Source organism: Pseudoroseomonas cervicalis, from assembly GCF_030818485.1.
Taxonomy (GTDB): Bacteria; Pseudomonadota; Alphaproteobacteria; order Acetobacterales; family Acetobacteraceae; genus Pseudoroseomonas; species Pseudoroseomonas cervicalis_A.
The window spans coordinates 3596962-3620246 of the sequence record NZ_JAUTAJ010000004.1; the positions used below are offsets into that span (position 1 = coordinate 3596962).

General features: G+C 73.7%; 22 protein-coding genes and 1 pseudogene. 16 read left to right on the plus strand and 7 right to left on the minus strand.

The window, feature by feature from the left end:
- Positions 1 to 16 precede the first annotated feature (16 nt).
- The 7 genes and pseudogenes from QE401_RS20945 (at position 17) to QE401_RS20975 (ending at position 4276) form a co-directional block, all read left to right on the plus strand.
- Positions 17 to 1261: an aminotransferase class V-fold PLP-dependent enzyme gene (locus tag QE401_RS20945; RefSeq protein WP_373461487.1), complete on the plus strand. Its 1245-nt coding sequence runs from the start codon at positions 17 to 19 to the stop codon at positions 1259 to 1261.
- Positions 1261 to 1728, plus strand: coding sequence for a Fe-S cluster assembly sulfur transfer protein SufU (gene sufU / locus QE401_RS20950; protein WP_007003290.1), 468 nt, complete (start codon positions 1261 to 1263; stop codon positions 1726 to 1728). The genes QE401_RS20945 and sufU overlap by 1 nt, the downstream gene beginning before the upstream one ends.
- Positions 1697 to 2110: an SUF system Fe-S cluster assembly protein gene (locus QE401_RS20955; RefSeq protein ID WP_373461467.1), complete on the plus strand. Its 414-nt coding sequence runs from the start codon at positions 1697 to 1699 to the stop codon at positions 2108 to 2110. The genes sufU and QE401_RS20955 overlap by 32 nt, the downstream gene beginning before the upstream one ends.
- 11 nt (positions 2111 to 2121) lie before the next feature.
- The gene (locus QE401_RS20960) at positions 2122 to 2490 is read left to right on the plus strand and encodes a HesB/IscA family protein (RefSeq protein WP_307140036.1); all 369 of its coding nucleotides are present in this window, start codon (positions 2122 to 2124) and stop codon (positions 2488 to 2490) included.
- A 91-nt stretch (positions 2491 to 2581) separates the two neighbouring features.
- Positions 2582 to 2635, plus strand: a pseudogene (locus QE401_RS23015) (hypothetical protein); the annotation flags it as partial.
- A gap of 150 nt (positions 2636 to 2785) precedes the next feature.
- Positions 2786 to 3400 carry a LysR substrate-binding domain-containing protein gene (locus QE401_RS20970; protein WP_307140038.1) on the plus strand — a complete coding sequence of 205 codons (615 nt, stop codon included), beginning with the start codon at positions 2786 to 2788 and terminating at the stop codon, positions 3398 to 3400.
- Between the two features lie 114 nt (positions 3401 to 3514).
- Positions 3515 to 4276 (plus strand): SDR family NAD(P)-dependent oxidoreductase, encoded by a 762-nt coding sequence (locus tag QE401_RS20975; protein WP_307140039.1) that lies wholly within the window; start codon positions 3515 to 3517, stop codon positions 4274 to 4276.
- Positions 4277 to 4329: 53 nt separating this feature from the next.
- On the opposite strand, the gene QE401_RS20980 is transcribed toward QE401_RS20975, so the two are convergent.
- Positions 4330 to 4956 (minus strand): TetR/AcrR family transcriptional regulator, encoded by a 627-nt coding sequence (locus tag QE401_RS20980; protein WP_307140040.1) that lies wholly within the window; start codon positions 4954 to 4956, stop codon positions 4330 to 4332.
- Positions 4957 to 5108: 152 nt separating this feature from the next.
- Here QE401_RS20980 and QE401_RS20985 point away from each other — a divergent pair, with 152 nt between their 5' ends.
- Positions 5109 to 5528, plus strand: a complete 420-nt coding sequence (locus tag QE401_RS20985; protein ID WP_307140041.1) for a nuclear transport factor 2 family protein — start codon at positions 5109 to 5111, stop codon at positions 5526 to 5528.
- 48 nt (positions 5529 to 5576) lie between these two features.
- Here QE401_RS20985 and QE401_RS20990 read toward each other — a convergent pair whose 3' ends face one another.
- The 4 genes from QE401_RS20990 to QE401_RS21005 form a co-directional block, all read right to left on the minus strand.
- Complete coding sequence (locus QE401_RS20990; protein WP_307140042.1) at positions 5577 to 6272, minus strand: type 1 glutamine amidotransferase domain-containing protein; 696 nt, start codon at positions 6270 to 6272, stop codon at positions 5577 to 5579.
- A 67-nt stretch (positions 6273 to 6339) separates the two neighbouring features.
- The gene (locus tag QE401_RS20995) at positions 6340 to 7092 is read right to left on the minus strand and encodes an SDR family NAD(P)-dependent oxidoreductase (RefSeq protein WP_307140043.1); all 753 of its coding nucleotides are present in this window, start codon (positions 7090 to 7092) and stop codon (positions 6340 to 6342) included.
- A gap of 105 nt (positions 7093 to 7197) precedes the next feature.
- A complete protein-coding gene (locus QE401_RS21000; RefSeq protein WP_307140044.1) occupies positions 7198 to 7683 on the minus strand; it encodes a hypothetical protein in 486 nt (161 codons plus the stop codon).
- 31 nt (positions 7684 to 7714) lie between these two features.
- The gene (locus QE401_RS21005; RefSeq protein ID WP_307140045.1) at positions 7715 to 9142 is read right to left on the minus strand and encodes an NAD-dependent succinate-semialdehyde dehydrogenase; all 1428 of its coding nucleotides are present in this window, start codon (positions 9140 to 9142) and stop codon (positions 7715 to 7717) included.
- A 177-nt stretch (positions 9143 to 9319) separates the two neighbouring features.
- On the opposite strand from QE401_RS21005, the gene QE401_RS21010 reads away from it, so the two are divergent.
- From QE401_RS21010 to QE401_RS21025, 4 genes are all read left to right on the plus strand, one after another.
- Positions 9320 to 10237: a LysR family transcriptional regulator gene (locus QE401_RS21010; RefSeq protein WP_307140046.1), complete on the plus strand. Its 918-nt coding sequence runs from the start codon at positions 9320 to 9322 to the stop codon at positions 10235 to 10237.
- Positions 10238 to 10439: 202 nt separating this feature from the next.
- On the plus strand, positions 10440 to 11831 hold the full coding sequence (locus QE401_RS21015; protein WP_307140047.1) for an NHLP bacteriocin system secretion protein: 1392 nt from the start codon (positions 10440 to 10442) through the stop codon (positions 11829 to 11831).
- Positions 11828 to 13996: a cysteine peptidase family C39 domain-containing protein gene (locus QE401_RS21020; RefSeq protein ID WP_307140048.1), complete on the plus strand. Its 2169-nt coding sequence runs from the start codon at positions 11828 to 11830 to the stop codon at positions 13994 to 13996. Before QE401_RS21015 ends, QE401_RS21020 begins: the two co-directional genes overlap by 4 nt.
- Positions 13993 to 16797, plus strand: a complete 2805-nt coding sequence (locus QE401_RS21025) for an ATP-binding cassette domain-containing protein (protein WP_307140049.1) — start codon at positions 13993 to 13995, stop codon at positions 16795 to 16797. The genes QE401_RS21020 and QE401_RS21025 overlap by 4 nt, the downstream gene beginning before the upstream one ends.
- A 28-nt stretch (positions 16798 to 16825) precedes the next feature.
- Here the strand turns inward: QE401_RS21025 and QE401_RS21030 are convergent, their stop codons facing one another.
- Together QE401_RS21030 and QE401_RS21035 are read right to left on the minus strand one after the other, a co-directional pair.
- Positions 16826 to 17263 carry a hypothetical protein gene (locus QE401_RS21030; protein ID WP_307140050.1) on the minus strand — a complete coding sequence of 146 codons (438 nt, stop codon included), beginning with the start codon at positions 17261 to 17263 and terminating at the stop codon, positions 16826 to 16828.
- A gap of 97 nt (positions 17264 to 17360) precedes the next feature.
- Complete coding sequence (locus tag QE401_RS21035; RefSeq protein ID WP_307140051.1) at positions 17361 to 18068, minus strand: hypothetical protein; 708 nt, start codon at positions 18066 to 18068, stop codon at positions 17361 to 17363.
- Between the two features lie 232 nt (positions 18069 to 18300).
- On the opposite strand from QE401_RS21035, the gene QE401_RS21040 reads away from it, so the two are divergent.
- The 4 genes from QE401_RS21040 to QE401_RS21055 all read left to right on the plus strand — a co-directional run bounded on the left by QE401_RS21040 (position 18301) and on the right by QE401_RS21055 (position 23246).
- Positions 18301 to 19266, plus strand: coding sequence for a LysR family transcriptional regulator (locus QE401_RS21040; RefSeq protein ID WP_307140052.1), 966 nt, complete (start codon positions 18301 to 18303; stop codon positions 19264 to 19266).
- 232 nt (positions 19267 to 19498) lie between these two features.
- Positions 19499 to 20041 (plus strand): 2Fe-2S iron-sulfur cluster-binding protein, encoded by a 543-nt coding sequence (locus QE401_RS21045; RefSeq protein WP_307140053.1) that lies wholly within the window; start codon positions 19499 to 19501, stop codon positions 20039 to 20041.
- Positions 20038 to 21027 carry an FAD binding domain-containing protein gene (locus tag QE401_RS21050; RefSeq protein WP_307140054.1) on the plus strand — a complete coding sequence of 330 codons (990 nt, stop codon included), beginning with the start codon at positions 20038 to 20040 and terminating at the stop codon, positions 21025 to 21027. The genes QE401_RS21045 and QE401_RS21050 overlap by 4 nt, the downstream gene beginning before the upstream one ends.
- The gene (locus QE401_RS21055) at positions 21024 to 23246 is read left to right on the plus strand and encodes a xanthine dehydrogenase family protein molybdopterin-binding subunit (protein WP_307140055.1); all 2223 of its coding nucleotides are present in this window, start codon (positions 21024 to 21026) and stop codon (positions 23244 to 23246) included. The genes QE401_RS21050 and QE401_RS21055 overlap by 4 nt, the downstream gene beginning before the upstream one ends.
- Positions 23247 to 23285 lie beyond the last annotated feature (39 nt).

Genomic DNA, 23285 nt, shown 5'->3' on the forward strand with positions numbered 1-23285 from the left:
CGCCGCGGCGGCCCCGGTGGGAGCGCCAGTGGCGGCGGGCGGCTTCGATGTCGCCCGCATCCGCCAGGATTTCCCGATCCTGTCGCAGAAGATCCGCGGCAAGGATCTGGTGTTCCTCGATTCCGGCGCCTCCGCCCAGAAGCCGCGCCAGGTGATCGAGGCGATGACCGGGCTGCTGGAGCGCCGCTATGCCAATGTGCATCGCGGCGCCTATTTCCTCTCCGAAAGCGCGACCGAGGCCTATGAGGCGGCGCGCCACGCCGTGGCCGGTTTCCTCGGCGCGGCGACGGAGCGGGAGATCGTCTTCACCGGCTCCTCCACCAACGCCATCAACCTGGTGGCGCATTCCTATGGGCGGGGCGTTCTGAAGCCCGGCCAGGCGGTGCTGGTCTCCGAGATGGAGCACCACGCCAATCTCGTGCCCTGGTTCATGCTGCGCGACAGCCACGGCATCGAGCTGCGCATCGCCCGCGTGACCGAGAGCGGCGAGCTCGACCTCACCGATCTGGAAGCCAAGCTGGCGGATGGCAAGGTCGGGCTGGTCGCCGTCACCCATATGTCCAATGTGCTGGGCACGGTGACGCCGGCCGCCCGCATCGCCCAGCTGGCGCATGCTTATGGCGCGAAGCTGCTGCTGGACGGCTCCCAGGCGGCGGTGCACCGCGCGGTCGATGTGCAGGCGCTGGGCTGCGATTTCTACGTCTTCACCGGCCACAAGCTCTACGGCCCGACCGGCATCGGCGTGCTCTGGGGCCGGATGGAGCTGCTGGAAAAGATGCCGCCCTTCCTCGGCGGCGGCGACATGATCTCCGAGGTGTCGCTGGAAGGCTTCCGGCCGGCACCGGTGCCGGCGAAGTTCGAGGCCGGCACGCCGCCGATCACCGAGGCGGTCGGGCTGCACGCCGCCATCGACTATGTGCAGGCCATCGGCATGGCGGCGATCGAGGCGCATGAGCGCCATCTGGTCGACCACGCCATGCGCCGGCTGTCGGGCATCGAAGGGCTGCGGCTGATCGGCCAGGCGCAGGATCGCGGCGGGGTCTTCGCCTTCGCCCTCGACAACGCCCATGCGCATGACCTGGCGACATTGCTGGACCGCGTCGGCATCGCGGTGCGTTCGGGTCGCCATTGCGCCGAGCCGCTGCACGCCCGATTTAACGTCGAGAGCACCTGCCGCGCCTCCTTCGGCCTGTACACGACCGAGGGGGAGGTCGATTACCTGGCCGAGGCGCTGGACAAGGCGCGGGAGTTCTTCCGCTGATGTTCGACGATCTGCGCGATCTCTACCAGGAAGTCATCCTGGACCATGGCCGCAAGCCGCGGAATTTCCGCCGGCTGGAGGAGGCCGACCGGCATGGCCGCGGCGACAACCCGATGTGCGGCGACCGCATGGAGCTGTGGGTGAAGCTGGCCGGCGATGGGCGGCTGGACGACGTCGCCTTCCAGGGCAAGGGCTGCGCCATCTCCATGGCCAGCGCCAGCCTGATGACCGAGACGGTGCGCGGCAAGACCCAGGACGAGGCGCGCGAGCTCGCCGGAAAATTCCGCGAGCTGGCGATGACCGGGCATTGCCCGGAATGCGGCGCCTCGCTGGAGGAGGAGATGGAGCGGCTGCAGGTGCTGGGCGGCGTCGCCGAGTTCCCGAGCCGGGTGAAATGCGCGACGCTCGCCTGGCACACGCTGGTGGCCGCGCTGGATGACAGCGGCAAGGAGGCGAGCAGTGAGTGACGGCAGCCCCACCCAGGACAGCGCCGCCCCGGTGGCGGGCGCGCATGGCGCCTGGACGCCGGAGGGCGAGACCACGCCGCGCGTCAGCGAGGATGCGGTGATCGGCGCCATCGCCACGGTCTACGACCCCGAGATCCCGGTGAACATCTATGAGCTCGGCCTCGTCTACGCCATCGAGCTGGGCGAGGACGGCACGGTCAAGGTCGAGATGACGCTGACCACCCCCTCCTGCCCCTCGGCGCAGGAACTGCCGGGGCAGGTGGAGGAGTCGATCCGCCTGCTGCCGGGCGTCAAGGATGTCGCGGTCGAGATCGTCTGGGATCCGCCCTGGGACCCCTCGCGCATGAGCGAGGATGCCCGGCTGGCGCTGAACATGTTCTGAGGGAGGGAGGCATGAGCACCACCACCACCGCCCCGCGCCCGCCGCGCGCCCTGCCGCCGCTGATGCAGCTGTCGGAGGCGGCGGCCGAGCGGCTGCGCGGCCTCTACGCCAAGGGGCAGGAAGGCAAGCTGTTGCGCATCGCCGTCAGCACCAAGGGCTGTTCCGGCATGGCCTATGACCTCACCTGGGCCGATGCGCCGGGCCCGGGCGACGAGGTGGTGACCGACAAGGGCGTCACCGTGCTGGTGGACCGCAAGGCGACGCTGTTCCTGATCGGCACCACCATGGATTACGAGGTGAAGGCGATGTCCGCCGGCTTCACCTTCACCAATCCGAACGAGAAGGGCCGCTGCGGCTGCGGCGAGAGCTTCCACGTCTGACGAGGGCGGCCCCAGCGAGCGCGACTATGCCGATCTGCAGTCGCTGCGCTGCATCATCGAGCAGGGCAGCTTCGTCGCGGCGGCGCGCCAGCTGCGCGTCTCCCGCTCGGCGCTGAGCGAGACGATCCGCCGCTTCGAGGCGCGGCTCGGCCTGCAGCTGCTCCACCGCACCACGCGCAGCGTCAGCCCGACCCCGGCCGGGGAGCGGCTGGCGGCGCGCTTCGGCGGCGCCGCGGCGGAGATCGGGGCGGCGCTGCGCGAAGCCATCGAGGCCAGCGGCGAGGCTGCCGGCGCCGTGCGCATCCACACCCAGCGCCTGGGCTATGACACGGTGCTGAAGCCCTTCCTGCCGGGCTTCCTGGCCGCCCATCCGCGCATCACCGTCGAGGTCGAGATCGGCGATGCCGGCCTCGACATCGTCTCCGGCCGGTTCGACCTGGCCATCCGGCTGGGCGAGCTGCTGGAGCAGGATGTCATCGCCATCCCGCTGCAGCCGCCGATGCGGCAGATCGCGGTCGCCAGCCCCGCCTATCTGGCGGCGCAGGGCGCGCCGCTGCACCCGCGCGACCTGCTGCGGCATCGCTGCCTCTGCTTCCGCTGGCCCGGCCATGACGCGCTGTACAGCTGGGAGTTCTTCGAGGATGGCGCCTGGTTCGCGGTGCCCGTCTCCGGCCCGCTGATCGTCAATGACCAGCGCGCCACCATCGACGCCGCCATCGCGGGCGCGGGCATCGCCTTCTGGGTGGAGAGCGAGCTGCAGCCGCATATCGGGGCCGGCCGGCTGGTGCCGCTGCTGCTGCCCTACACGGCGGAATTCCCGGGCTTCGCGCTCTCCTACGCCCGGCACCGGCACCGCTCCGCCGCGGTGAATGCCTGCATCGCCGCGCTGCGCGCCAGCGCCCGCCGCTGAGCCCCGGCGCCGGGGATTGTACCCCGCCAGGCGAATGACCCATGCGGCCGGCCGGGCATTCCGGGGCCCGGCCACCTGGCCCATCTGCGCTGGACCCCAACCAAGGAGGTCCAGATGACCACGCAGAACAACACCGCGCCGGAATTCGCTGGCCAGGTCGCCATCGTCACCGGCGCCGCCAGCGGCATCGGCCGCGCCACGGCCGAGCTGCTGCACGCCCGCGGCGCCATCGTGATCGCCGAGGATCGCGACCCGGCGGTGGAGGCGCTGCGCCGCCCCGGCATCGAGCCGCTGGTCGGCGACGTGACCCAGGAGGCGGCGGCGCAGCGCGCCGTGGCGCTGGCCACCGGGCGGTTCGGCCGGCTCGACATTCTGGTGAACAATGCCGGCATCATCCTGAACAAGCCGGTGCTCGAGACCAGCCTGGCGGAGTGGGAGGGCGTGCTCGCCGTCAACGCCACCGGCGCCTTCCTGCATGCGCGCGAGGCGATGCGCGCCATGGTCCCGGCCGGGCGTGGCGCCATCGTCAATGTCGGCTCCTATGCCTGTTTCCAGGCCTTCCCCACCATCGCCGCCTATGCGGCGTCGAAGGGCGCGCTGGCGCAGCTGACGCGGGTGCTGGCGCTGGAGGGCATCGGGCATGGCATCCGCGTCAATGCCGTGGGCTCGGGCGATGTGGTGACCAACATCCTGAACACGGTGCGCGAGGATGGCCGCGATTTCCTGGCCGAGCATGGCCGCAACGCGCCGATCCGCCGCGCCGCCGAGCCGGAGGAGATCGCCGAGGTGATCGCCTTCCTGGCCTCGGAGCGGGCCAGCTACATGGTGGGCTCGGTCACCATGGCCGATGGCGGCATGAGCGTGGCGCTGCCCTGAGCCGGGCAGGGCTGAGCCGGGCAGGGTTGAGCCGGGCAGGGAGGCCGGGGCGGCTAGCGCCCCGGCCACATCTGCAGGAAGGTCGCCGCCACGCCCTGCAGCTCCGCCTCGGTGGCGCCGCTGGCGGCGGCGACCAGCAGCCCGTCGGTCGCGGCCTTCAGCGAGAGCGCCAGGCTGCGCGCCTCGAAGCCGGGCGGGAAATCGCCGGCGCGGCCGGCCTCCTCCATGCGGTCGATCAGCTTCTGCCGCCAGAACAGGCCGCGCCGGGTGACGAAGTCGCGGATCCTCTCATCGCCCGGGGCATGGCTGAGGGAATGCACGATGCCCATGCTGCCCTTCGGGTCCGCCGTGCCGGCCTGCAGGGCCAGCGTGCCCTGCAGCAGCGTCTCGGCCACGCCGCGGGCGGTCGGGCGCTGCAGCGCCTCCAGCATGTAGGCGGTCTTCTCCCGCTCATAGAGATCCATGACCTGGTGGAACAGGCTCTCCTTGTCGCCGAAGCTGGCATAGAGCGTGGCGCGGCTGATCCCCATGGCCTGCAGCAGCGTGCCGATGCTCGCCCCCGCATAGCCATGCTGCCAGAAGACCCGCATGGCGGCGGCCAGCGCCACATCGCTGTCGAACTGGCGCGGGCGGCCGCGCGCGGCGGGCGGTCCGGCGGGCGGGGCGTCAGGCTTGGGCATGCGGCTCCTCATCACGATCCAGGCAGGGCGTCGGCGCCCAATATGGCAGCGCGTTGACTTTTGGAACGATCGGTCTAACTGAGGGTTTCTGGAACGATCAGTCCAGAAAATGCGGGGCCGTCATACCGCGGCCCTCGACCCAGGAGAGACCCATGCCCTACTCCCCCCAGGAACAGGCCAATCTGCAGATCGTGAAGGCGGCGCTGGCGCAGGCCGCGCAGGATTTCCCGATCTTCTTCCAGAGCATCTTCGCGGAGGATGTGGAATGGTCGATCGCCGGCCATGGTCCGGTCGCACGGACCTATTCCGGCATGAAGGACCTGTTCGAGAATGCCGAGGACGCGCTGTTCCGGCGGCTGGCCGAGCCGCTGCGCATCACCACGCGCGGTGTCTGGGCCGATGGCGACGAGGTCTTCGCCCGCATCGACAGCGCCAGCCGCGCCATCGATGGCGAGCCCTATCGCAATGGCTACATGTACATCATGACGCTGAAGGACGGGAAAGTCGTCTCCGGCATCGAATGGCTCGACCTCAACGCCTATTACGGCATCATCGAGCGGGTGAAGCTGTAACCCGCTGACCGCCGGCATGCCCCGGGCAGGGGCATGCCGGCCCCCGCCTCAGGCCAGCGCGGCGACCACCTCCCGGGCCAGCTGCGCGCTGGAGCCGGGATTCTGCCCGGTCAGCAGATGGCCGTCGCGCACGGTGAAGACGGCCCAGTTCGGCCCCTGCTCGAACACCGCGCCGGCCTTGCGCAGCCGGTCGGCCAGCAGCCAGGGCGCGTTCTCCGCCGTGCCGAAGGCGATCTCCTCCTCATCGGTGAAGGAGGTCATCCGCCGCCCGGCGAAGGGCCAGCGGCCCTGCTCGTCGCGCGCCGCCAGGAAGGCGGCGGGGCCGTGGCAGACGGCGGCGATCAGCCGCGACTGCCGGTCGGCCTCCACCAGCACGCGGCCCATATCGGGGTCCTTGTGCAGATCCTCCACCGGCCCGTGGCCGCCCGGCACCACCACGGCGTCGTAGCGGGAGACATCGACATTGCCGAGCACCATCGGCTTCTGCAGCCGCGCCGCGTGGCGCGCCAGATAGTCGCGCATCTGGCCGGCGACCGCCTCGCCGACGACGGCCGGATCCAGGCTGTGATGGTCGATGGTGGGCGTGGTGCCGCGCGGGCTGGCCAGCTCCACCTCGAAGCCGGCCTGCAGGAAGGCCTCGTCCAGATCGACGAATTCCTGCGCCCAGACGCCGGATTCATAGAGCGAGCCATCGGCGCGGGTCCAGTGCGTGGCGGCGGACAGCACGATCAGGATGCGGGTCATGTCATTCTCCCGGTCTCGGGGCGGCCGCGCGCGGCGGCCGCGGTTTCGAAAGTTTGCTTCGCGCGGCTCAGATGTTCTGGCCGCCGGAGATCTCGATGCGCTGCGCCGTCACCCAGCGATTATCGGGGCCGAGCAGGCTGGCGATGGCCGGGCCGATATCGTCCGGCACGCCGACGCGGCCGAGCGCGATCATCTTCGCGAAGGCCTCGTTGTATTCGGGCGTGTCGCGCACGGCGCCGCCCAGGAAATCGGTCTCGATGGCGCCCGGCGCGACGGTGTTGGCGGTGATGCCGCGATGCCCCAGCTCCTTCGCCAGGTAGAGCGTCAGGATCTCCACCGCGCCCTTGGCCGCCGAATAGGCGGAGAAGCCGGGGAAGGAGACGCGCGTCAGGCCGGAGGAATAGTTCACGATGCGGCCGCCATCGGCCAGCAGCGGCAGCAGCGCCTGGGTCAGGAAGAACACGCCCTTCACATGCACGTTGAACAGCGCGTCGAACTGCGCCTCGGTGGTCTCGGCGAAGCCCGCCATCTCGCCATGGCCGGCATTGTTGACGAGATGGTCGAAGCGCTCGCGGCCGAGCTCGCGCAGCACCCGCCGCACCTGTTCGGCGAAATCGCCGAAGCTTCCGACATTGGCGACGTCGAGCGGCAGCGCCACGGCGCGGCGGCCCAGCGCCTCGATCTCCTCCACCACGGCGCGGGCCTGCGCGGCGCCGCTGCGATAGGTGAGCAGCACGTCGCCGCCATGGCGGGCGATGCTGATGGCGGTGTTGCGGCCCAGGCCGCGGCTGCCGCCGGTGACAATCGACAGAGTGGTCATCGCAGGATTCCTCATGGCATGGCTCCGCAGGGCCGGGCCTGAAGGCCGGGCCGCATGGGCGGGAGCGTGATGGATCGGGGGTGCCGGCCTGGCGCCGTGCGGGCGCTATCCCGGCAGGTCGGGCGGGCCGGCCTGGCCCGCGCCGAAGGCGTGGTGCAGCCGCAGCAGGCCGCGGCCGCAGGCGCCCTCGCGGAAGAAGGCGTGGGCGGCGGCGAGCAGGAAGAGCAGCGCCGCGCCGCCCGCCGCCGTCAGCGCATGGCCGAGCGGCAGCGCCGGCACCAGGCCGGCGCGGGCCAGGAAGGCGCCGCCGAGGCTCGCCACCGTGCTGGCCGCGAACAGCGCCACCGCCGCGTTGAGCAGGCCGAGCCCGCGCAGCTGCAGCCGCAGCCGCCGCTCGGCCAGGGCCAGCGCCGCGCCGGGGTCGCGGTAATGCTGCGCCAGCCTGCCATCCGCCGCGGCCAGCGAGGCGCGGAAATCCCGCCATTGCGTGATGGCCAGGTTGTGGCGCAGGGTCGCGCCGTTCTGCAGGATGGCACAGGCATTGGTCAGGATCGCCGTGCCGGCCGCGAAGGGAAGCGGATCGTCGAGCATGCGGAAGAGTCCTCGCTGCGGGCGCCGCGGATCAGGCGATGCTGACATGCTTGCTCCGCTGATAGGGTTCGAGGATCTCGATGCCGCCCTCGGTGTCGATGCCGCTTTCCTTCCAGCCGCCCAGAGAGGCTTCGGGATAATGGGTCAGCGCGCTGTTCACCCCCACCACGCCATAGTCCAGCGCCTGGGTCAGCCGCCGCTCGCGATGGACGTCGCGTGTCAGGATGTAGGAGGCGAGGCCGAATTCCAGCCCGTTGGCGCGCGCCAGCATCGCCGCCTCGTCGGTGAAGGGCAGGATCGGCACGACGGGGCCGAAGATCTCCTCGCGCAGGACCGCGGCCTCCTCCGGCACATCGGCCAGCACGGTCGGGCGGTAGAAATAGCCGCGCTGGCCGAGGCGCTCGCCGCCGGTCAGCAGGCGGGCGCCGCGTTGCCGCGCATCCTCGACCAGCCGCGCGACCGCCTCCAGCCGGCGCGCATTGGCCAGCGGCCCCATCTGCGTCGCGGGGTCGGTGCCGTCGCCGAGGCGCAGCGCGGCGGCGAGTTCGGTGAAGCGCGCGGTGAAGCGCGCCTGGATCGGCGCCTCGACGAAGAAGCGCGAGGGGCACAGGCAGATCTGCCCGGCATTGGTGAATTTGGCGCGCACCAGCAGCTCCGCCGCCCAGTCCGGGTCGACATCGGCGCAGATGATCACCGGCGCATGGCCGCCCAGCTCCATCGTCACCGGCTTGATGCGCGCCGCCGCCGCGGCCGCCAGGCGCTTGCCGATGGGGATCGAGCCGGTGAAGGTGATCTTGGCGATCTCCGGCGCGGCGATGAGCTGCTCCGACACCTGTTCGGCATGGCCGAACACCACCGCCAGCGCCGCCGGCGTCACCCCGGCCTCGAGCAGGGCGCGCGCCATCGCCAGCACCGAGCCCGGCGTCTCCTGCGAGGGCTTGCAGAGGATGGCGCAGCCGGCGCCCAGCGCGCCGGCGAATTTCTTCGCCGCCAGCGCCATCGGGAAGTTCCAGGGGGTGAAGGCGGCCACCACGCCGACCGGGTGGTGCTGGATCTCGACCCGGCTGCCCGGCGCGCGGCCGCTGATGACCCGGTCGCTGAGGCGCCGCGCCTGCTCGCCGCCCCATTCCAGGAAATCGGCCGAGCGCTCCACCTCGATGCGCGCCTCGGCGAGCGGCTTGCCCTGCTCCAGCGTCATGGCGAGCGCGGCCTGGTCGCACTGGCCGCGCAGGATGTCGGCGGCGCGCTTCAGGATGCGGCCGCGCTCCCAGGGCGGCACCGCCTGCCATTCGCGCTGGCCGCGCACGGCCAAAGCGAGGGCGTCGTCCAGATCGGCGGCGGTGGCGTAGGCGACGCGGCCGATCGTCTCGCCGGTCGCCGGGTTCAGCACCGCCTCGCTCTCGCCGCCCGATCCGTCGCGGTGCCGGCCATCGATCAGCAGGGGGAATTCGCTCGTCATGACGACCTCCGACAAGGGGCCGGCCCGGCGGGGGCCGGGGCCGGCCCGGCCACCGCCTTCACGGGAGCGTCATGCCCCGGCGGCAGGCCGATTTCGTTCGCCGTCGTTAATTAGCCAGCTTTCCCTTGATCAGAAGGACTTTGTAGATTGGCTTTCCATACCTCGGAGGCATGACCCGTGGAGCTGCGGCATCTGCGCTACTTCGTCGCCATCGCCGAGACGGGCAGCCTGACGGTCGCTGCGGAGACGCGGCTGCATACCGCGCAGCCCTCGCTCAGCCGGCAGCTGCGCGACCTGGAGCACGAGGTCGGCGTGCCGCTCTTCACCCGCAGCGCGCGGGGCATCGCGCTGACGCCGGCGGGGCGCGCCTTCCTCGACCATGCGCGGCTGGCGCTCGGCCAGGCGGCGGAGGCGGTGGCCGCCGCGCGCCGCGCCGCCAGGCCGCCCAAGACCAGCTTCTCGGTCGGCTTCCTGACCGGGCAGGAGGTGGAGTGGCTGCCGCATGTGACGCATGTCCTGCGCAGCCAGCTCAAGGAGATCGATTTCCGCGTCACCAGCGATTTCTCGCCCGATGTCGCGCGGGCCGTGCAGCGCGGCGAGATCGATCTCGGCTTCTCCCGCATCGAGCCGCAGCCGGATGTGCGCTACCGGGTCATCGCGCATGAGCCGATCCTGGCCATCCTGCCGCGCGAGCATCCGCTGGCGGCGCGCGACGAGATCGACCCGCGCGAGCTCGATCCCGCCGCCTTCATCGGCTATTCCGACACGCCGCATGTGCTGCGCGGCATCGTCGACCGCTATCTGCAGGAGCGCGGCATCCGCGTCTCGCCCAGCCATGTGCTGGACGGCTTCGCCACCGGCATCTCGCTGGTGGCCTCGACCGGCGGCGTCACCCTGCTGCCCGCCTATGTCGAGCGGCTGCTGCCCTGGTCGGTGGTCAGCCGCAGGCTGCGCGGCAACGCGCCGGTGATCGAGATCGCCGCCGGCTACCGGGCGGACAATCCCTCGCCGGTGCTGCGCAGCTTCCTCGACCGTATCGAGGAGCTGATCGCCTCCCACGCCGCCATGCCGGGGCCGCCCGGGCCGCGCGGCTGAGGCGCCCCGCCGGCGTGTCGCCGCGGCCACGCCGCGCCCCCCGCTGCGGCGGCGCCGGGCTGCGGGCTGGCGCCGCGCGCGCGGCCGGCTAAGATCGGCGGCGCAACATCGGCGGCGGGCGGTCCCGGCGCGGCGGCGGGAGAGCGGGCGTGACCAGAACGGGATGCAGCGCCGGCCCCGCGGCCACAGGCGGGGCGCCGGCATGACGCCCGAAGCCCCCGCCGCCGCGCCCCCCGCCGCCCCCTCTTCCGCCCCGTCCCCGCCGCAGGCCCCGGCACCCTCCGCCCCGCCGCTCTTCCGCAGCGCGGCGCTGGAGGGCGGCCTGTCCAGCCAGGAGCTGGATGGCGCCCTGGCGGTGGTGCGCCCCTGGCATCGCCGCGCCGGCCTGCTGCTGCTGGCGGCGCTGCTGGGCGGGCTGGGCTGGGCCGCGCTGGTGCAGGTGCCGGTGAAGGTGCAGGGCCGCGGCATCCTGCTGGCCCCGGCCGGGGTCACCGACATCTTCGCCGCCGGCGAGGGCCGCGTGGCGTCGCTGCTGGTGGCGCCGGGCGATGCGGTGCGGGCGGGCCAGCTGGTGGCGCTGATCGACCAGAGCGATGTCCGGCTGCAGCTGGCCGCCGCCGAGGGCACGCTGCGCGACGCCATCGCCGCGCGCGACGAGCTGCTGCAATTCCACGCCCGCGACGCCGCCGCCGACCAGGCCTGGCGCCAGGCGCGCGACGCGGCGCTGGGGCAGAGCCTGGAGGCCGCGGCCGAGAGGCTGCGCCTGACCGCCGAGCGCGAGGCGGTGATGCGCGGCCTGGCCGACCGCAACCTGGTCTCGCAGGACCGCGCCCTGGCCTCGCGCGTCGATGTCTACCAGCTGCGCGACAGCATCGAGCAGATGCGCAATGAGCGCCGCTCCCTGGTGCTGGACGCCGCCATCAAGCGCACCCAGCGCGAGCGCGAGGCGCTGACCGCCGAGCAGAAGCTGGCCGAGGCGCGGCGCGCCGTCACCACCCTCTCCGACCGGCTGGCCGGGGAGGGGCGGGTGCTGGCCGCCGATGCCGGGCGGGTGGTGGAGGTGAAGGCGGCGCCGGGCCAGGCGGTCACCCGCGGCACCGCGCTGCTGACCCTGGCGCGGCGCCAGGCGGGCGAGGGCCCCGAGATCCCGCTGGCCATCGCCTATGTCAGCGCCGAGGACGGCAAGAAGCTGCAGCCCGGGATGGCGGCGGAAATCTCCCCCTCCACCACCCGGCGGGAGGAGAATGGCTTCCTGCGCGGCCGCGTCGCCTGGGTGGCCGACAGCGCCTCCAGCAGCGCCGGGCTGCTGCGCACCCTGCAGAACGACCAGCTGGTGCAGGGTTTCGTGCAGAGCCTGGGCACGCCCTTCGAGGTGCGGCTGGAGCTGCTGGCCGATCCGGCCGGGCCGCAGGGCCTGGCCTGGTCCTCCGGCCGCGGCCCCGGCTTCCCGGTGACCAGCGGCACCATGGCCGAGATGGCGGTGACGGTGCGGCGCATGCGGCTGATCACGCTGGCCATCCCGGCGCTGCGCCGCTGGCTGCCGGATGAGGAGGCCCGCACCGCCCCCGGCGCGGGGCCGGAGGCCGCGCGGTGAGGCACCGCACGCCGACCCTGCTGCAGATGGAGGCGACGGAATGCGGCGCCGCCGCGCTCGGCATCGTGCTGGCGCATCACGGGCGCTGGCTGACGCTCGAGGAGCTGCGCCAGCGTTGCGGCGTCTCCCGCGATGGCAGCCGCGCCGCCAACATCGCCCGCGCCGCGCGCGCGCTCGGGCTGGAGGTGCAGGCCTTCCGCGCCGAGCCGGAGGCGCTGGGCGAGGTGGCGCTGCCCGCCATCCTGCATTGGGGCATGGACCATTTCGTGGTGCTGGAGGGGCGGCGCGGCCGGCACTGGTTCATCAACGATCCGGCGCGCGGCCCGCGCCGGGTGGAGGAGGCGGAGTTCGGCCGGCAATTCACCGGCGTGGTGCTGGCGCTGCAGCCGGGGCCGGAATTCCGCCGCGGCGGCGCGCCGCCCTCCGTCTCGCGCGCCCTGGCGGGGCGGCTGGACGGCGCCTGGCCCGGCTTCGCCCTGCTGCTCGGCCTCAGCCTGCTGCTGCTGCTGCCGGGGCTGCTGCTGCCGGCGGCGGCGCAGCTCTTCATCGACCAGGTGCTGGTGGCGCGGCTGCAGGACTGGCTGCTGCCGCTGCTCGGCGGCATGGTGGCGCTGGCGCTGCTGATGGCCGGGCTCACCCGGCTGCAGCTCAGCCTGCTGCTGCGGCTGGAGACGCGGCTGGCGGTACAGGGCTCCGGCCGCTTCCTGGAGCGGCTGCTGCGCCTGCCGCTCGGCTTCTACGCGCAGCGCCATCCGGGCGATGTCGCCACCCGGGTGCTGCTGAACAACCGCCTCGCCATCCTGCTGGCCGGGGAGCTGGGGCGCGCCCTGCTGGCGCTGGTCGGCGCCCTGGTCTACCTGGCCGCCATGCTGGCCTATGCGCCGGATCTGGCGGCGGTGGTGGCCGGGCTCGCCGCGCTGAACCTGCTGGCGCTGCAGCTTTCCGCCCGGGCGCTGGCCGATGACAATCACCGCCTGCTCTCCGAGACGGCGCTGGGCCAGGGCGAGGCGCGGCAGGGGCTGCAGCTGCTTGAGGCCTATCGCGCCAAGGGGGCGGAGGCGCTGCTGCTGCGCCGGCTGGTGGCGCGGCAGGCGCGGGTGCTGGGGCTGCGCCAGGGCCTGGCGCTGCGCCGCGCGGTGGTGGAGGCGCTGCCCGCGGCGCTGGCCGTGCTGGCCGCCGGCGCCGTGCTGGTGCTGGGCGGCCAGCGCGTCATGGCCGGGCAGATGAGCGTCGGCGCCCTCGTCGCCTTCCAGGGGCTGATGGCCGGCTTCGCCGGGCCGCTGGCGCAGCTCACCCAGCTCGGCGCGCAGTTCCAGGATGCGCGCGCCTACCTCGCCATGCTGGACGACACGCTGCGCCACCCCCTGGCCGAGGAATTCTCGCCGGTGGCGGAGGCGGCGCCGCTGGCGGCGCCGGCCCTGGCGGCCGCCCCCGTCACGGGCCGGCTGCGCGGCGCGCTGGAGCTGCGCCGGGTCAGCTTCGGCCATGCCCGGCTGGGCCCGCCGCTGCTGCGCGACATCTCCTTCCGGCTGCCGCCGGGGGCGCGGCTCGGCCTGGCCGGCGGCTCGGGCTCGGGCAAGTCGACGCTGGGCGGGCTGATCGCCGGGCTGCACACCCCGTGGTCGGGCGAGGTGCTGGTGGATGGTAGGCCGCTCGCCGCCTGGCCGCGCGCGCGGCTGCGCGGCGACCTGGCCCTGGTCGACCAGAATGTCGTGCTGTTCGAGGGCAGCGTGCGCGACAATCTGACGCTGTGGGACCCGACCCTGTCGGAGGAGCGGCTGCAGGCCGCCTGCCACGACGCCGCCATCCACCTGCCGATCCTGCAGCGCGGCGGCTATGGCAGCCCCGTCGCCGAGGATGGGCGCGACCTCTCGGGCGGCCAGCGCGCCCGGCTGGAGCTGGCCCGCGCCCTGGCGATGGAGCCGCGCATCCTGGTGCTGGACGAGGCCACCGCCGCGCTGGATGCGGTGACCGAGGCCGAGGTGCTGGCCAATCTGCGCCGCCGCGGCTGCACCCTGGTGATGATCGCGCACCGCGCCTCGGCGCTGCGCGATTGCGACGAGGTGCTGGTGCTGGAGCAGGGCGCGGTCATCGAGCGCGGCGCGCCGGCGGCGCTGCTGCGCCAGGGCGGCGCCTTCGCCCGGCTGCTGGCGGAGGCGGCGTGAGCGAAGCGCCGGGCGATGCGCCGGACGGGCTGATCCGCCTGGAGCCGGGCCAGAGGCTGGTGCTGGACGCGCCGCTGCTGCTGCTGAAGGGCGAGGTGCAAATCTTCGCCCAGCTGCGGGAGGCGGGGGAGGGGCCGCGCTGGGCCTTTGGCGGCCTCGGCCCCGGCGCCCTGCTGCTGGGCGCGCCCGAGGAGCGGGAGGCGCTGTTCGCGACCGGCGAGGCCGAGCTGCTGCCGGCCGGATCCATCCCGCCCGAGGCCGCCCTGGCCTGGGCGGCGCTGCTGGCCACCGGGCTCGGGCGGCTGCTGGGGCCGCGGCCGGCGCTGCAGGCGCTGCTGCGGCCGGGCCAGAGCCGCGCCTTGCCGGATGGCGCCGGCTTCGCCCTGGCCGAGCCGGGCTGGCTGTCCTGCGAGGGCGGCGCCGCCAGCCTCTACGGGCTGGTCCCGCTGCCGGACGGGCTGCCGCTGCCGCCACAGGCCTGGGCCAGCCTGGAGGGCGCCGCGCTGGTCGCGGTGCGGCCCGCCGGCACCGCCGATCTCGCCGCGCTGCGGGCGCTGACGGCCAACGCGCTGGAGGCGCTGCCGCTGATCCGCGGCCTGGCCGAGGTGGATGCGCGCAACCGCGAGCGCCTGCGCGCCGCGCGCGAGGCGGCCGAGGCGCATGCGACGGCCGAGCGCCTAGCCGGCATCCTGGGCAATCCGCCGCCGCCGCCGCCCGTCCAGGCCGATGATTCGCTGTTCCGCGTGATGCAGGCGGTGGCCGCGGCGCAGGGCGCGCGGCTCTCCCGCCCGGCCGCGCAGCGCGAGGCCGATCTGGACCGGCTGCCCGAGGCGGAGGAGATCGCCCGCGCCTCCGACCTGCGGCTGCTGCCGGTGCGGCTGCCGCCCGGCTGGTGGCGGCGCGATCTCGGCCCGCTGCTCGGGCGCGACGCGCGGGGGCAGCCGGTGGCGCTGCTGCCGGGACAGCGCGGCTACCGGCTGCGCGACGGGGCGGGGGCGGAGCGGCGGGTGGATGCGGCGCTGGCCGCCGGCCTCGCGCCCCAGGCGGGCGCCCTGCTGGCGCCGCTGCCGGGCACGCCGCTGGGCCTGGCCGCGCTGCTGCGCTTCAGCCTGCAGGGCAGCTCCGGCGATGCGGCGGTGATCCTGCTGGCGATGCTGGCCGGGGCGCTGCTCGGCCAGCTGATGCCGCTGGCCACCAGCCTGGCCTTCGCCCTGCTGGTGCCGGCCGGGCTGTCGGGCGCGCTGGCGCAGCTCGGCCTGGCCATGGCGGTGCTGGCCGGGCTGCTCTACGCCGCGCGGCTGACCGCCGAGGCGACGCGCCAGCGGGTGGAGGCGCGCGCCGGGGCGCGGCTCGGCGCCGCGCTGTGGGACCGCATCCTGCGCCTGCCGCTGCCGGTGCTGCGGCGCTACGCCACCGGCGATCTGGCGGCGCGCACCGGCGGCGCCATCGCCCTGCCGGCGGCGCTGCGCGGCCTGGCGGCCAGCGGCGGCGGCGCGCTCGCCATGCTGCTGAGCAGCGCCGCGATGATGCTGTGGTACGCCCCGGCGGCGGGGGCGGCGGCGCTTGGCTGGTCGCTGCTCGGCCTGCTGCTGGCCGGCTTCGCCGCCTGGCGGCAGGAGCGCGCCTTCGCCGATGGCGAGGCGCTGGAGGGGCTGGCCGACAGCCTGGTGCTGCAATATGTCCAGGGCGTCGCCAAGCTGCGCGTGGCGGCGGCCGAGAGCCGCGCCTTCCGCCGCTGGGCCGACCGCTTCGCGGCGCTGCGCGGGCGCAGCGTGCGGGCCCGCGCCGTGGGCTACTGGCACGATGCCTGGCTGGCGGCCAGCCCGGTGCTGCTGGCCGCCCTGGCCTATTGGCTGCTGGCGCCGCAGCACGACCCGGCCAGGCCGGCGGTGCCGCCCATGCCGCTGTCGCAGGTGATGGGTTTCCTCAGCGCGATGGGGCTGCATGTGGCGGCCGCCGCCCAGCTGGCGCAGGGGCTGCTGGCGCTCGGCATGCAGCTGCCCGGCTGGCGCTATGCCAGGCCGCTGCTGGAGCCGGTGCCGGAGCGCGCCGCGGGCGGCGCCGATCCGGGGCGGCTCTCCGGCGCGCTGGACCTGGTCGGGCTGCATTTCGCCTATCCGGGCGGGCCGCCGGTGCTGCGCGGCGTCCAGGCCCGCATCGCGCCGGGCGAGTTCGTCGCCATCACCGGCCTGTCGGGCGGCGGCAAGAGCACGCTGCTGCGGCTGGCGCTGGGGCTGGAGCGGCCGCAGGCCGGCGCCATCCTGTTCGACGGGCAGGAGCTGGGCGGGCTGGACCCGGTGCTGCTGCGCCGCCAGATCGGCACCGTGCTGCAGGGGGAGAAGCTGCCGGCGGGCACCATCCTGGAGGCGGTGCGCGGCCTGTCCGGCGCCGGCGAGGCCGAGATCTGGCAGGCGCTGCGCGACGCCGCCATCGCCGAGGAGGTGGCCGCCATGCCGATGCGGCTGCACACGCTGATCACCGATGGCAGCCGCACCCTCTCCGGCGGCCAGGTGCAGCGGCTGCTGCTGGCGCGCGCCCTGGCGCAGCGCCCGGCGCTGCTGCTGCTGGACGAGGCGACCAGCGCGCTGGATGGCGCGACCGAGGCGGCGGTGACCGCGGCGCTGGACCGGCTGGCGGTGACGCGGCTGGTGGTGGCGCACCGCCTGCCCACCATCCGCCGCGCCGACCGCATCCTGGTGCTGGACCAGGGGCGGGTGGTCGAGGCCGGGAGCTATGACGCATTGCTGGCCGCCGGGCGCGGCTTCGCCCGGCTGGTGGCGGCCTCCGGCGCGCCGGGCTGAGCCGGCGGCGATCCGCGGCCGCGCGGCCTCAGCCCGTGGACTTGCCCGTCTGGTCCGGGCCCGGCGCGCCGCCATGGCCGCCGCCGCCGCCGGCCAGGCCCGCCGGCTTGCCCATGCCGGCCATGCCGGCCATGCCGGCGGCGAGGCTGGTCGCGCCCCCCACCACCTGCGAGACCATCGCCGCGATCGCGCCGGACATCATGCTTTCCGCCTGCGACTGCAGCTCGCCGGCCTGCTGCTGCAATTGCTGCTGCTGGGCGCTCTGCGACGCCTGCCGGTCCTGCAGGGCCTGGTCCCGCTGCTGCTGCGCCTGCTCCGTCATGAGCTGGCCGAGCGTCGCGAAGAGGTCGGCCGCGTCGCCGCCCGGGATCTGCGGCATTGTCGGGCCGGAGGCCTGGCCGGTGCCGCCATGCACCTGCTCGAGGGCATCCTCCGGAAGCGGCTGGAGCGCGGCGTTGCGGGTCATGGCGTGCCTCGTCGCTGGAGGGGAGTGGGGCACTGCCCGGCGCCGGGGGCGGCGGCGACCGGCCGGCAATGCCCGTGGCGGGCCCCGGCCCGCGGCCTCAGCCGCGATGCTTGCCGGTGGCCTCTGTCGCGGACCCGCCGAGGCCGATGGAGGTGCCGCCCACGGTGACTGTCGCGGTCGGGCTCCCCGTGCCCTGGCCGGTGAAGAGCGGCAGCGCCGACTGGAACATGTGGATCATCTCCGGCTGGCTCAGATGGCCATCCTGCATCGCCTCGGAGAAGCTGTGCAGGAAGTCGTAGGGGCCCGGCTCCTGGCCGTGCTGCAGCAGCATCTGCTGCACCTGCGGCTGTTCCAGCACCGGCTGCAGATAGCCCCACAGGGTCTCCAGGCTCTGCTGGGCCACGGTCATGAGCGAGGCCGTATTGCCGCCCGGCATCTGCGGGGCGGCGACCTGCACGGCCGCGAAAAACTGGACGATGGCGCCGAGCTGCTCGAAGGCCATCCCGATCTTGTCGGCGACCGAGCCGGAGCCGTGCTTGTCCATCGCCTCCTGCATCTTGGCCGCCATCTCGTTCATCTTGTCCTGCTTCTCCTCGATGGAGGATTGCATGGCCGACTGGGCGTGCGTGATCTGCTGATCCTGGGAGTCCGCATTGTCCTGCCGCAGCGCCAGCAGCTGCGACACCAGATCCGCATCGTCGCCGGGCTGCCCGCTCGTCCCCGGCAGCGCGATCTTCCCGGCGCCGCCATGCACCAGCTCGAGGGCGTCCTCCGGAAGGGGGTGGAGCGCGGTGTCGGGGGTCATGGCCTGACTTTCGGAGCGAGGGTGGTGCGAAGCCGGAATGGTTCCCGCCTGTGTCGCATGCCTGACGCCGCCATGCCCGCGCCGAGTGGGTCATCACGCTGACGTGAAGCGCTGCCATGGCGGTTGGCGGAGGGCGGAGCCGGGGTGGCAGGGGCCGCGCGCCGGCGCATTGGCCCGCCCGCGCCGCGCATTGTAGGCTGGGCCATCTCCACCCTCCGCGGCAGGCCTCGCCATGTTCGATGGGCGCATCATCAGCGGCATCACGGTCTTCGTCGCGGTGGCGGAGGCGGGCGGCTATGCGCGCGCCTCGCAGCATCTCGGCCTGTCGCGCTCGGGCGTCGGCAAGGCGGTGGGCCGGCTGGAGGAGCGCACCGGGCTGCGGCTGTTCGACCGCACCAGCCGCGCGCTGAAGCTGACCGATGAGGGGCGCGCCTTCCTGGAGGAGGTGCGGCCGCTGCTGGACCGGCTGGGCCAGGCGGCGCGCCCGGCGCGGCCGGACGAGCTGCGCGGCCGGCTGCGGGTGACCTGCGACGCCGCCTTCGGCACCTATCTGCTGATGCCGAGCCTGCCCGAGCTGGTCGCGCGCCACCCGCGGCTGAAGGTGGAGCTGCTGATCCGCGACCGCACCGACAATCTGCTGGCCGAGGGCGTCGACATCGCCGTGCGCTTCGGCGAGCCCGAGGCGCGCGACCTGCACAAGCGGCTGCTGTTCCGCAGCCGCGTCGTCACCTGCGCCACCCCGGCCTATGTCGCGCGGCACGGCCTGCCCGACCGGCCGGAGGCGCTGCTCGACGGCCATCAATGCCTGCGCCTGCTGGATGACGTCACCGGCCGGCCGCATGGCTGGAGCTTCCTGAACGAGGCGGGCGAGCCGCAGCGCATCGCCGCCGAGGGCAGCGTCACGGTCAATGACGCGCCCTCGCTGATGGCCGGCATCCAGAGCGGCTTCGGCATCGGCCGGGCGCTGGATTTCATGGTGGAGGCGGAGCTGCGCGCCGGCAGGCTGGTCGAGCTGCTGCCAGATTGGAACCACGCCACCTGGCCGGCCTACATGTATCTGCCGGCCCGCGCGCATCGCTCCGCCGGGCTCGAGGCCTTCAAGGCCTTCATCCTGTCGCGGCCCTTCGCCAACGCCGCGGCGATATCGGCGCCGCTGATGCCGCTCCCCGCGGCGGCCGCGCCGGCGCGGCAAGGCTGAGGCGCGGCCGCTTCCCGCACGCCGCGGACCTCCCGGCGCCGCTCCGGCGCGGCGCGCTTGTCGCCAAATCCTCCCCGCTGCACCGACAGCTTGGCGCTCAACGCGGCGCCGCTCCGGTCGTTACCAGCGGCGCGCCCTGCGGTTTCGGACAGGGCGGCTGACAGAATCGCGGGAAGCGGGTGCGCCGCAGGGCGCCGGGACCCGGGACCGCGCCAGCGATCAGGAGGGTGTCATGAACTGGACGGAAGCCGATCAGACCCTGGAGACGAGGCTGGAGGTGAATGGCGAGGCGCGGCTGCTGCGCCTCGACCTGCGCGTCACGCTGCTGGACGCGCTGCGCGAGCATCTGCGGCTGACCGGCACCAAGAAGGGCTGCGACCACGGGCAATGCGGCGCCTGCACCGTGCTGGTGAATGGCCGCCGCCTGAACAGCTGCCTGACCCTGGTGGCGATGCATGATGGCGACCGCATCACCACCATCGAGGGGCTCGGCAGCCCCGAGGCGCTGCACCCGCTGCAGGCCGCCTTCATCGAGAGGGACGGCTTCCAGTGCGGCTATTGCACGCCGGGCCAGATCTGCTCGGCCATCGGCATGCTGGACGAGATCCGCGCCGGCTGGCCGAGCCATGTCTCCGCCTCGCTGGAGGGGGCCGCCACGCCGGAGCCGGCGGAGATCCGCGAGCGGATGAGCGGCAATCTCTGCCGCTGCTCGGCCTATCCCAACATCGTCGAGGCGATCGGCGACTACGCCGCCGGGACGGAGAAGAACTCGTGATCGGCTTCGGTTATGCCCGCGCCGCCAGCGTCGAGCAGGCGCTGCACGCCGCCGCGGAGCGGCCTGAGGCGCGCTTCATCGCCGGCGGCACCAATCTGCTCGACCTGATGAAGCTCGGCATCGAGGCGCCGACCCAGCTGGTGGACATCAACCGGCTCGGCCTGCCCGCGGTGGAGGAGACGGCGGAGGGGGGCTTGCGCATTGGCGCGCTGCTCAGCAATGCCGAGCTGGCCGCGCATCCGCTGGTGCGCGCCCGCTACGCGGTGCTGTCGCGCGCCATCCTGGCCGGCGCCTCCGGCCAGCTGCGCAACAAGGCGACCACGGCGGGCAATCTGCTGCAGCGGACGCGCTGCTATTATTTCTACGACACCGCCAGCCCCTGCAACAAACGCCAGCCGGGCAGCGGCTGCGCGGCGCAGGGCGGCTTCAACCGCATCATGGCGATCCTCGGCACTTCCGAGCACTGCATCGCCAGCCATCCTTCCGACATGGCGGTGGCGATGCGCGCGCTGGACGCGGTGGTGGAAACCATCCGGCCGGGCGGCGAGCGGCGCGAGCTGACCCTGGACGACCTCTACCGCCTGCCGGGCGACACGCCGCAGCGCGAGCACAACCTTGAACCGGGTGAGCTGATCCTCTCGGTGCGCCTGCCGCCGGCGCCGCCCGGGCGCCAGCTCTACCGCAAGGTGCGCGACCGCGCCTCCTATGCCTTCGCGCTTGTCTCGGTCGCCGGCATCGTCGCCGTGGCGGAGGGGCGCATCGCCTCGGCGCGGCTGGCCTTCGGTGGCATCGGCGCCATGCCCTGGCGCAACCGGGAGGCCGAGGCGGCGCTGACCGGCGCCGAGCCCGGCCCGGCCCTGTTCGACCGCGTGGCCGACATCGTGCTGCAGGGCGCGCGCGGCCAGGGCGGCAATGACTTCAAGATCCCGCTGCTGCGGCGGACGCTGTCCGCCTGCCTGGCGCAACTGACGGAGGCCTCGGCATGAGCGCCGGACGGATCGTGATGGATGCGCCGGTCGGGCACAGCCTGCTCGACGATGTCGCCAACCCGCAGACCGGGCGCGCGCTGGGCCGCATCGAGGGCCGGCTGAAGGTCGCCGGCGCCGCGCGCTACGCCGCCGAGCATTTCTTCCCCGGTCTTGCGCATGGCGTGCTGGTGCAGGCGCCCTTCGGCGCCGGGCGGGTGACGCGGCTCGACACCGCGGCGGCGCTGGCCATGCCCGGCGTGCTGGCGGTGATCGATGATGACCGCCTGCTGCGCATCCCGGGCGATTTCGCCAGCAGCGAGGCGCCGCCGCAGGGGGTGGAGGAGGTGGTGCATTTCCGCCAGCCCATCGCCCTTGTCGTCGCCGAGAGCTACGAGGCGGCGCGCGCCGGCGCCCAGGCCATGCGGGTGGAATTCGCGGCGGCCGGGGGCGTCTTCGATTTCGAAAGCGCGCGGCACGCGGCCGAGCATCCGGAGAATGATCTCGGCGGGCTGTTCGCCATCCACACCGAGCAGGGCGATCTGGAGGCCGGGCTGCGCGACGCCGCCGCGACCATCGACACGGTCTGGACCACGCCGAGCCAGAGCCACGCGGCGATGGAGCCGCACGCCTCGGTCGCGGTGTGGGAAGGGGAGCGGGTGACGGTCTACGGCTCCTACCAATCGCCGATCGTCACGCGCAACCAGCTCGCCGCCAGCCTGCGCATCGCGCCGGAACAGGCGCGCGTGGTCTCGCCCTATGTCGGTGGCGGCTTCGGCGGCAAGCTCGGCGTGATGCCGGAGGCGGTGGCGGCCGCCATCGCGGCGCAGCGCCTCGGCCGGCCGGTCAAGATCGTCATGGCGCGGCAGCAGGTCTTCGACATCACCGGCCGCCGGCCGGAGACCTGGCAGCGCATCCGCCTCGGCGCCGATCGCGAGGGGCGGCTCTCCGCCATCGCGCATGAGACGGTGACCAGCCAGATGGAGGGCGAGATCTTCTTCGAGCCCGCCGGCATCGCCACGCATTTCCTCTACGCCGCGCCGAACCGCATGGTCGACCACAGGGTGGCGCGGATGAACAAGGTGGTCGGCGTCTCGATGCGCGCACCGGGCGAGGCGGTCGGCATGCTGGCGCTGGAATGCGCCCTCGACGAGTTGGCGGAGACGCTCGGCCTCGACCCGGTGGCGCTGCGCCTGCGCAACGAGCCGGAGCGCAACCCGGAAACCGGCGCGCCCTTCTCCAGCCGCGCCTTGGCGCAATGCCTGCGCCAGGGGGCGGAGCGCTTCGGCTGGGCCGCGCGCAACACGAAACCCGGCGGGCGGCGCGAGGGGGAGTGGCTGATCGGCCATGGCATGGCCGCCGCGGCGCGCGGCAATCTGCTTGGCCCCAGCAGCGCGCGGGTCGGCATCGGCGCCGATGGCCGCGTGACGGTGGCGACCGAGATGACCGATATCGGCACCGGCACCTACACCATCCTGGCGCAGATCGCCGCCGATCTGCTCGGCACCCGGGTGGAGCAGGTCGAGGTGCGGCTGGGCGACACGAATGATCCGGCCAGCGCCGGCTCCGGCGGGTCCTGGGGCGCGGCCAGTTCCGGCAGCGCCGTCTACGCCGCCTGCGCGGCGCTGCGCCAGAAGCTGGCCGCCGCCGCCGGCTGCGACCCGGCCGCGATGCGCCTGGCCGATGGCATGCTGGAGGCGCCGGGCCTCAGCCGGCCGATCGCGCAGCTGGTGGGCAATGGCATGGAGGCGGAAGGCGCGGTCGAGCCCGGCCAGGCCAACCAGGATTTCCACCAGGCCTCCTATGGCGCGCATTTCTGCGAAATGCGGGTCAATGCCGTCACCGGCGAGACGCGGGTCACCCGCTGGACCAGCGTGCTGGCGGCGGGCCGCATCCTGAACCGCAGGACGGCGCTGTCCCAGGCCACGGGCGGCATCATCTTCGGCATTGGCGGCGCGCTGACCGAGGATCTCGTGCACGACCCGCGCAGCGGCAAGATCGTCAATCGCGATCTCGGCGAATACCATTTGCCGGCGCATGCCGACATCCCGCCGCTCGACGTGGTGTTCCTGGAGGAGCGCGACCACGCCGCCAACCCGCTGCTGTCGAAGGGCATCGGCGAGCTCGGCATCAGCGGCGCCGGGGCGGCGGTGGCGAATGCCATCTACAACGCCACCGGGATCCGCGTGCGCGACTACCCGATCACGCTGGACCGGCTGCTGCCCTTCCTGCCGGGCTGACGGGCTGCCCCCGCCGCGTGCTGCGCGGCGGGGGCGCTT

Bases quoted from the DNA above. Each gene is read 5' to 3' on its own strand.
- QE401_RS21055 (WP_307140055.1), top strand. From the start codon at position 21,024: ATGAGCGCCGGACGGATCGTGATGGATGCGCCGGTCGGGCACAGCCTG.
- QE401_RS20980 (WP_307140040.1), bottom strand. From the start codon at position 4,956: ATGCCCAAGCCTGACGCCCCGCCCGCCGGACCGCCCGCCGCGCGCGGC.
- QE401_RS20955 (WP_373461467.1), top strand. From the start codon at position 1,697: ATGACAGCGGCAAGGAGGCGAGCAGTGAGTGACGGCAGCCCCACCCAG.
- QE401_RS21035 (WP_307140051.1), bottom strand. From the start codon at position 18,068: ATGACCCCCGACACCGCGCTCCACCCCCTTCCGGAGGACGCCCTCGAG.
- QE401_RS21045 (WP_307140053.1), top strand. From the start codon at position 19,499: ATGAACTGGACGGAAGCCGATCAGACCCTGGAGACGAGGCTGGAGGTG.
- QE401_RS20985 (WP_307140041.1), top strand. From the start codon at position 5,109: ATGCCCTACTCCCCCCAGGAACAGGCCAATCTGCAGATCGTGAAGGCG.
- QE401_RS21040 (WP_307140052.1), top strand. From the start codon at position 18,301: ATGTTCGATGGGCGCATCATCAGCGGCATCACGGTCTTCGTCGCGGTG.
- QE401_RS20990 (WP_307140042.1), bottom strand. From the start codon at position 6,272: ATGACCCGCATCCTGATCGTGCTGTCCGCCGCCACGCACTGGACCCGC.
- QE401_RS20975 (WP_307140039.1), top strand. From the start codon at position 3,515: ATGACCACGCAGAACAACACCGCGCCGGAATTCGCTGGCCAGGTCGCC.
- QE401_RS20995 (WP_307140043.1), bottom strand. From the start codon at position 7,092: ATGACCACTCTGTCGATTGTCACCGGCGGCAGCCGCGGCCTGGGCCGC.
- QE401_RS21005 (WP_307140045.1), bottom strand. From the start codon at position 9,142: ATGACGAGCGAATTCCCCCTGCTGATCGATGGCCGGCACCGCGACGGA.
- QE401_RS21015 (WP_307140047.1), top strand. From the start codon at position 10,440: ATGACGCCCGAAGCCCCCGCCGCCGCGCCCCCCGCCGCCCCCTCTTCC.
- QE401_RS21030 (WP_307140050.1), bottom strand. From the start codon at position 17,263: ATGACCCGCAACGCCGCGCTCCAGCCGCTTCCGGAGGATGCCCTCGAG.
- QE401_RS21000 (WP_307140044.1), bottom strand. From the start codon at position 7,683: ATGCTCGACGATCCGCTTCCCTTCGCGGCCGGCACGGCGATCCTGACC.
- QE401_RS20960 (WP_307140036.1), top strand. From the start codon at position 2,122: ATGAGCACCACCACCACCGCCCCGCGCCCGCCGCGCGCCCTGCCGCCG.
- sufU (WP_007003290.1), top strand. From the start codon at position 1,261: ATGTTCGACGATCTGCGCGATCTCTACCAGGAAGTCATCCTGGACCAT.